This is a genomic window from Robinsoniella sp. RHS (assembly GCF_001029355.1).
Taxonomy (GTDB): domain Bacteria; phylum Bacillota; class Clostridia; order Lachnospirales; family Lachnospiraceae; genus Robinsoniella; species Robinsoniella peoriensis.
The window spans coordinates 1-7964 of record NZ_JNGB01000121.1; the positions used below are offsets into that span (position 1 = coordinate 1).

Genomic DNA, 7964 nt, shown 5'->3' on the forward strand with positions numbered 1-7964 from the left:
AGGGGACGCTTTGTAGATGGAGATAGTGCAACGGAAAGATGGGAGTGGGAAACTTGTATGGACTCCGTCAGCTGGCCGCAGAACTGGTATTTTCTAACCTTTCCGAAGCGCTTTTTGGCGGCACGCGGGCATTCACCGAGAAATCCTGATGCATTTCTCGGTTCAGTACCCGCTTAGTATCCGATGGGAGCCAGTCGAATACTATCCGCCAAAAAACACTCCGGAAAGGTAAGTAAATACTCAGCTCTGCTCTACGCTTCCTCCGTCCATACAAGTTTCCCACTCCCATCTTTCCGAGATTCATGTTACCGCCACAAAGCTGAATTTCTCAGCATGGTCGGACCCCTGGGCTGTGGCAGGCTGTTGTTTATTGGATGTAGCGTAGTATGTTTCGGCTATTTAAGCGTAAAAGGAGATGAAAGTTTGCTACTTTTTCTGGAATGAAGAAACAAATCACTGTGATAAGTTCAGTTGCTTTATGTTACTCGTTCTCAGCATGATAGATTCCCTGGGTGTAGATGGATGTTCTTTATTGGATGTAGAGCGGTATATTTTGACAATTTATGCATAATAGAAGATGAAAGTCTATTCCTTTTTCTGATTGCAGAATATAAAACAAATCCCCTTCTCTTTCCGTACACTACCTATCATTTACAAAGCGTCATTACTCATCTAAACCCGAATATAATTAACTTGCATGGAGTCTCTGGATAGCAAAAAAAAATGGGACTATTGGATTCTGCCCAATATTAGTCCCATTTTTTGACTGTATATTTACTCACATTCTCGTTTTTCAAAAACAAAGTATCCGCTATATACAAGCTTAACAGACACTTTGCAAATTCACATTAGTTATTTCTGGCATACTCCGCAACTGCTTTATCAAATCCTTTGATATGTTTAAACAGCCATTCGGTAACATTCTTATCCACAGCTGCAACAAATGCAGGTGTAGGTCCTTCTTCTTCCTGAAGCATTTCGTACAGTTCTTTAATTGCCTGGATGAATGCTTTATGCTGTTCTTTATGTTCGCTGATCTGTGGATATCCGATTTCTTCCTGAAGTTTTTCTTCTGCACTGAAATGGAAATCCGTATAATCTGAGAGATAATCCAGCATTTTAACCGCTGTGGTTTTTTCTTTCCCTGTTTCGCAGCTTTTAACAAGATCGTTGATTTTACCAATCAGTTCTTTGTGCTGTTCATCAATTAATTCATTGCCTGTTACTAAACTTTCATCAAATATTGCCTGCATAATACTACCTCCTTGTGTGAATATGTTATATTTATTTTTGTAATTTATTACTTGTTATGTTTTTCCAGAAAGTTCTGGATTCGTCCAATCGGATTTAACAGACTGCTGATCGATGCATCGTGATTCAGTGTGTCTATAATATACGCAAGGTATTTACTCAGATCACAGTTTACATAGTATTTTTTCTGTAAAAGTTCCGGAGTCTGATATACAAGGTTTGTTGTAAGAAGATGATCGAAAAGACCATTTTCATATGCCTTATCAAATTTGGACAGTCCATTTGTAAACAGACCAAAGGTAGAGCACAGGAAAATTCGGTTGGCTTTTCTCCTTTTTAATTCTGCAGCTACTTCTAATATACTGTCACCGGAGGAAATCATGTCATCAATGATTACCATATCTTTTCCCTCAACGTTCGCGCCAAGGAATTCATGCTCAACAATCGGATTCGTTCCGTTTACGATCTTGGTATAATCTCTTCGCTTATAGAACATACCCATATCTAATCCCAGAACATTTGCCATATAGACAGCACGTCCCATACCGCCTTCATCCGGGCTTATAATCATCATAGAGTCCTTATTAATCTTAAGTCCCGGCTGGGCACGGAAGAGGCCCTTAATAAACTGATAAACGGGTTGTACGGTTTCGAAACCTTTCAGCGGGATCGCATTCTGGACCCGGGGATCATGAGCGTCAAAAGTAATGATATTATCCACACCCATACGGACCAGTTCCTTTAAAGCAAGAGCGCAGTCCAGTGATTCACGTCCGTTACGCTTATGCTGGCGGCTTTCATACAGGAAAGGCATAATAACGCAGATACGCCTGGATTTTCCAGCCACGGCTGCAATAATGCGCTTTAAGTCCTGAAAATGATCATCCGGGGACATGTGGTTGGTATGGCCGCACAGAGAATAGGTCAGACTGTAGTTGCATACATCTACTAAAATATATAAATCATCACCACGAACGGACTCTTTGATGATTCCCTTAGCTTCGCCGGATCCAAAACGTGGAATTTTGGTGTCAATAATGTAGTTCTCCCTCTGATAACCTTCAAAAGCAATAGTTTTCTTATGTTCGTGATCGCGTTCCCTTCTCCATTCTACCAGATAAGCATTAATTTTTTCTCCCAGTGTCTTACAGCTTTCTAATGGAATAATGCCAAGTGAGCCGACAGGAATGGTTTCAAGATTGCGTTCTTCTGTTGATTGCATGATATTTCCTCCGTTATTTATCACATTTCAGTGAAATTGTCTTACGCATATAGTGTATCACAAAGTTTTCATAGGTCAAGGCTTTCCCCGGAATAATTTTTTTTGTATACGGATATCGTCCCCGAAGAGTTTCATCATCATATAATTACTGGTAATCCTGGAAAATACACGTTCCGAATAAGTATCTGCAAATGTATTAATGGGCAGGTTTGTAGAAATAATCGTTGACTTTTTGCGGTTAAGCCGTTCGTTAATACAAAGAAACAGCTGGGATGAGACAAAAGTATTAGTCAGCTCCGTACCCAGGTCGTCTATGATCAGCAGATCACAGTCAAAGATATAGGGATGGATATTCTGTGCTTCTTCTTCCTTTTCAAACGTACTTTTTGCAAATACATCAAAAAGCTCAAATGCTGAAAAATAGATTACAGAATGTGCTGTGTCGATCAGTTCCTTTGCAATACAGTGTGAGAGGAAGGTTTTTCCCACACCGGTATCCCCGTAGAAGAATAAATTTTTAAAATCTACATCAAAAGATCGGATAAATTCCTGGCATTCAGCCATATTTTGACGCATGGTTGCCAGAGAAGACAGTCCGGTGGAAGGATTGACCAGTTTATCCGAATAATAAGCATAGGAAAAATTAGAGAAGTTCTCTCTGCTTAATACTTCTTTTAAATTAGACTGGGTGTACAGCATATCAATGACTGCCTGCTTAAAACAGTGACATTTATGATTATCTGCAAATCCCGTATCCTGACAGTCGGGGCAGGTATACCGGGGGAGAAGGTAATCCTTTGGAAACCCGTTCTCCACAAGCAGCATGATACGCTTGTCTGATAAACGGCGGATGTCTTCCTTTAAGCCGTTAAGTGCATCACTGTCTCCGGATAACAGCTGACGCCCGCGGGCGACACTGATAGAACTTATCTGATGATCAATTTCACGAAGAGCAGGAACCTTCTCATAAGCCTCCTGGATACGCGCATCCTGATCGTGTTTGGTCTGTAACTGTTTTTTCTGGTATTGGCGGATGATCATATCATATTGCGAGTTTTTCAATGACACAGGCTGGTTCTCCCTTCTTTAGAAAATGAAAATTTATCTGTTCAGCAACTGTTTCTCTAACTGGTCATAATCATATTCCCTTTGATGGAAATTATTGAATTTATTGTTAGAAGCAACGGTTTTTTTCTGAACAGGAGCAGTTTTTTTGGAATTCTGGTGTTTTTCATCCAATAATGCAACTTCAGAGAGATGTTTGATTCCCGACTTATTCCATTCTTCCAGAATCTTATTGGCATATTGGAAATTGGGCTGATGTGTCTGCTTAATAGTCCGGTTACATGCCTCAATGATAATATCCAGGGTAAAGTGGTACTCGTCCAGCCATTTAGCCATTAATGTAATCTCCGGTTCTGCCGGGGCACGTCCTTTAATGCCAAAGGTATTTAAAATTGTGAAATAATTTTTATTATACAGATTCGTATTGCATTTTGCCTGGTCAACGGTAGTGATGCCGTCTTCTGCCCAGGAAAGTGCAACCTTTTCAATATAGCGGGCACTTTTGCTGCCTTTGGAGACACAATATTCAATCAGGTACTCAATCAGGTCGGTGGAAAAATGCAGACCGTCATAGAAGTAAAGAATATTGGATACTTCTGTGGAACTTAAAGTCTTTCCAAGATACTGTTCTGCAATAAATAAAAGCTGACGGATATCTTCCTGCTCTTTTAACGATTTTACCTTATCGGCGGTGGGAAGTACCTTTTTCACGGGCTTAGGCTGCTCAGTGCTGGCCGCAGTTTCAAGTGAAGCAGATGTAGTCGCCGCACCTGAAGTGAGATCAGCCGAGCTGAGAAAATAGATTCCGGTTAATGCACCGTTTTCATCGTGTTCCAATTTCAGTAAGTGAAGCTTTTCCCAGTAAGAGAGGGCCCGGTTCACATCTTTTTCTGTATGTTCGAAAGTATCTGCGATAGACGAAATAGACACACCAATATTAGAAGAGGTGCATCTTAAGAGATATAAGTATATTTTGACGAATTCACCACTGGCAGAAGGCATGTAATTGTCGATAAATGTATTTTGGACAATGGTAACACTGCTGCCGGAATTTATGTGTAAGGATATTTCATTCATTGCTTTCACCTGCTATTTTCTTGATATGCAACCAGTATAGCATACCTTTTAAAAAAAGAGAACAGCTAGTTTTTACAAGGGTTCCAGGGATAAGGGGGAAGTTCTCCATTGTGGACATTGTGGATAATGTGGATAACTTGGGGACAAAAAAAATAGGTGCAACAGAAGAAAATGTGCAATTGTCGGGGATTGTCGAATTTTTTAAAATTACAGCAGCGAAATTATGTAAACCAAGCTATCCACAAAAAAATCCACATGTAAAATACACGTTAATGTGCATAATCATGTGGATAATGTGGATAACTATTCTCCAAGCAGGCTTTCCCCTATTTTTACAACGTCTCCGGCGCCCATAGTTATCAACAAGTCACCGTGTATACAATTTTCTAACAAAAAGTTTTCAATCTCGTCAAAACATGGAAAATAATATGCTTCTTTGCCAAGTTCCTCTATTTTTTTCTGAAGGGTTTTGGAACTGATTCCCAGGTTATCCGTTTCACGGGCGGCATAGATATCAGCAAGCACAACTTTATCAGCCAGAGCCAGCGCTTTTGCAAAATCGTCCATCAATGCTTTGGTACGTGTATAAGTATGAGGCTGGAATACACACCAGATAGTTTTGTGGGGGTATTGATGTGCCGCGTTCAGTGTAGCAGTAATTTCCGTGGGGTGGTGTGCGTAATCATCTATAATCGTTACACCGCCGATTTCCCCCTTTTTCTGGAAACGTCTGTCGGTACCGCCAAAGTCAGTCAGTCCCTGCTGAATTCTATCCAGAGGAATTCCAAGTAATTCACCAAGTGCAAGTGAAGCCAGTGCATTGGAAACATTGTGCTTTCCCGGAACACTCAGAGTAATATGCCCTATCACTTTGCCATCTCTTACCGCATCAAAAGAACCATGGGCAAAAGCGTCATAGCTGATATTTACCGCACTGTAATGGCTGGACTTTGAAAATCCGTAGGTTACCACTTTGCAAGGCAGGTCTTTTGTAATTTCTTCATAATCGGGAATGTCCCCGTTGATGATCAGTGTGCCATCTTCCGGCAGTCTTTTGGCAAATAAGCGAAAAGAATTACGGATGTCATCCAGGTCCTTAAAGAAATCCAGATGGTCTGCATCAATATTCAGAATCAGGCTGATCTTTGGATTAAAATGCAAAAAACTGTTTGTATATTCACAGGCTTCCGTCAGAAATGTTTCAGAATTGCCGACGCGGATATTCCCTTCAATCGCTTTTAAGATTCCGCCTACGGATATGGTAGGATCGGTATCTGCAGCCAGAAGAATGTGGGAAATCATAGACGTTGTGGTTGTTTTGCCATGTGTTCCGGAAACGGCAATGGGTGTTTCGTAATTCTGCATAATCTGCCCCAGGAGTTCTGCACGGGTCAGCATTGGAATATTCTTTTGGGCTGCGGCTGCATACTCCGGATTATCCGGATGAATTGCGGCTGTATATACGACCAGATCTGTTCCATCCTCTATATTAGATGCGCGCTGGCCATAGTATACGTTAACCCCTCTATCCTCCATCCATTTAGTCAGAGGCGATTCTTTTGCATCAGAACCGGAGATTTTAAAGTCACGGTCTATTAATATAGAAGCAAGACCGCTCATGCTGATTCCTCCGATACCAATAAAGTGTACATGGATAGGCTGCTTAAAATTTATTTCATACATATTGATACTCTCCTTATGAAAATCACTCTTTCACAGGCTGTGTGAAAGGCATTCTGTCATCATTATAACCTCATATGGATAAAAATTAAAGCATTTCTTGACATTATGGGGGATTAAATTTGAGGTTTTCTGATTAAAGGACGATTTCCCGGGTTCCGGTTGCCGTTACAAAGCTGGGTTTCGCAGCATGGAGGGGACTCTATGGGAGATCTGAAACACATTCTAAAAAAACACAATATTCGACGGTATTTTTATGCATTTTTAAAACAAAACAAAGAATCATGTAAAAATATGACAAAAGATCAAAGGAAAAACAAAGGGAAAATAGCATAAATGTGAAAGAAATGTCGAATGAAAAAAGTGGCTAGACAATATTTTGAGCTATTTCTTCTAAAATGAGAGAAAAAAATTTCAAAAAATTGTAAAATATGTTCACTATTTTGGAAAGATGTGGTATAATAAAAACTAACAATTTTATTTATGAGAAAATATGATTGTTAACGGGCTATAGATGCATCTGACATCATAGTACTATACTACAGCGAGAGGTGATAGCGTGATTAAAAAAGAGATGATTGCAATGTTACTTGCAGGAGGACAAGGAAGCCGTCTGGGCGTTCTGACAGCCAAAGTGGCAAAGCCGGCCGTGGCTTTCGGCGGAAAGTACCGTATAATTGATTTCCCGCTTAGCAACTGTATTAATTCTGGGGTAGATACAGTTGGTGTCCTGACACAATATCAGCCATTGCGGTTAAATACGCATATTGGAATTGGTATTCCCTGGGATTTGGATAGGAATATCGGAGGTGTAACAGTACTTCCTCCATATGAAAAAAGTGGCAACAGTGAATGGTATACGGGAACAGCAAATGCAATTTACCAGAACCTGGGCTATATGGAGAATTATAATCCTGACTATGTTTTAATTCTGTCAGGTGACCATATCTATAAGATGGATTATGAAGTAATGTTAGATTTCCACAAAGCCAGCAATGCCGACATCAGCATCGCAGTTATGCCCGTACCGATGGAAGAAGCAAGCCGATTTGGCGTAGTAGTGACAGATGATAATAACAGAATAACGGAGTTTCAGGAGAAACCGCCAGAACCAAAGAGCAATCTTGCGTCAATGGGTATTTATATTTTCTCATGGAAGGTATTAAAGGAAGCTTTAATCGCAATGTCTGATCAGAGTAATTGTGATTTTGGTAAACATATTATTCCGTATTGCCATGAAAAGGGAGATAAGCTTGTAGCTTATGAGTATAACGGCTATTGGAAAGACGTCGGAACATTAGGTTCTTACTGGGAAGCAAATATGGAACTGATCGATATCATTCCGGAGTTTAACTTATATGAAGAGTTCTGGAAGATATACACAAGCAGTGAAATTATTCCTCCGCAGTATATATCTTCTGAGTCGGTAATTGAAAGGTGTATCATCGGCGATGGTACAGAGGTTTATGGTGAGGTACATAATTCTGTCATTGGAGCCGGGGTAACGATCGGAAAGGGAGCTGTCATTCGTGACTCGATTATCATGAGGGGAACCAAGATCGGCGATGGTGCTGTTCTGGACCGCTCTATCGTAGCTGAGAACACGGAAATCGGACAAGGCGCAGTGCTTGGCATAGGCGAAGAAGTTCCAAACAAATTAAAACCAAAT

At 40.5% G+C, this 7964-nt stretch carries 7 protein-coding genes; 2 read left to right on the plus strand and 5 right to left on the minus strand.

Annotated features, from left to right (window positions below; genetic code table 11):
* Nucleotides 1-848 precede the first annotated feature (848 nt).
* The 5 genes from RHS_RS24765 to murC all read right to left on the minus strand — a co-directional run bounded on the left by RHS_RS24765 (nucleotide 849) and on the right by murC (nucleotide 6298).
* Nucleotides 849-1253: a bacteriohemerythrin gene (locus RHS_RS24765; protein WP_027295986.1), complete on the minus strand. Its 405-nt coding sequence runs from the start codon at nucleotides 1251-1253 to the stop codon at nucleotides 849-851.
* Nucleotides 1254-1300: 47 nt separating this feature from the next.
* Entirely contained in the window at nucleotides 1301-2473 is a 1173-nt protein-coding gene (locus RHS_RS24770) for a ribose-phosphate pyrophosphokinase (RefSeq protein WP_027295987.1), read from the minus strand.
* A gap of 75 nt (nucleotides 2474-2548) precedes the next feature.
* Nucleotides 2549-3541 carry an ATP-binding protein gene (locus tag RHS_RS24775; RefSeq protein ID WP_027295988.1) on the minus strand — a complete coding sequence of 331 codons (993 nt, stop codon included), beginning with the start codon at nucleotides 3539-3541 and terminating at the stop codon, nucleotides 2549-2551.
* A gap of 33 nt (nucleotides 3542-3574) precedes the next feature.
* Nucleotides 3575-4615 (minus strand): DnaD domain protein, encoded by a 1041-nt coding sequence (locus RHS_RS24780; RefSeq protein ID WP_047834685.1) that lies wholly within the window; start codon nucleotides 4613-4615, stop codon nucleotides 3575-3577.
* A 303-nt stretch (nucleotides 4616-4918) separates the two neighbouring features.
* Nucleotides 4919-6298, minus strand: a complete 1380-nt coding sequence (gene murC / locus RHS_RS24785; RefSeq protein WP_027295990.1) for a UDP-N-acetylmuramate--L-alanine ligase — start codon at nucleotides 6296-6298, stop codon at nucleotides 4919-4921.
* 201 nt (nucleotides 6299-6499) lie between these two features.
* Between murC and RHS_RS31915 the strand changes: the two genes are divergently transcribed.
* Together RHS_RS31915 and RHS_RS24790 are read left to right on the plus strand one after the other, a co-directional pair.
* Nucleotides 6500-6631 (plus strand): hypothetical protein, encoded by a 132-nt coding sequence (locus RHS_RS31915; RefSeq protein ID WP_255348119.1) that lies wholly within the window; start codon nucleotides 6500-6502, stop codon nucleotides 6629-6631.
* Between the two features lie 223 nt (nucleotides 6632-6854).
* Nucleotides 6855-7964 (plus strand): glucose-1-phosphate adenylyltransferase (locus RHS_RS24790; protein WP_047834686.1); only part of this gene is annotated, 1110 nt, incomplete at its 3' end.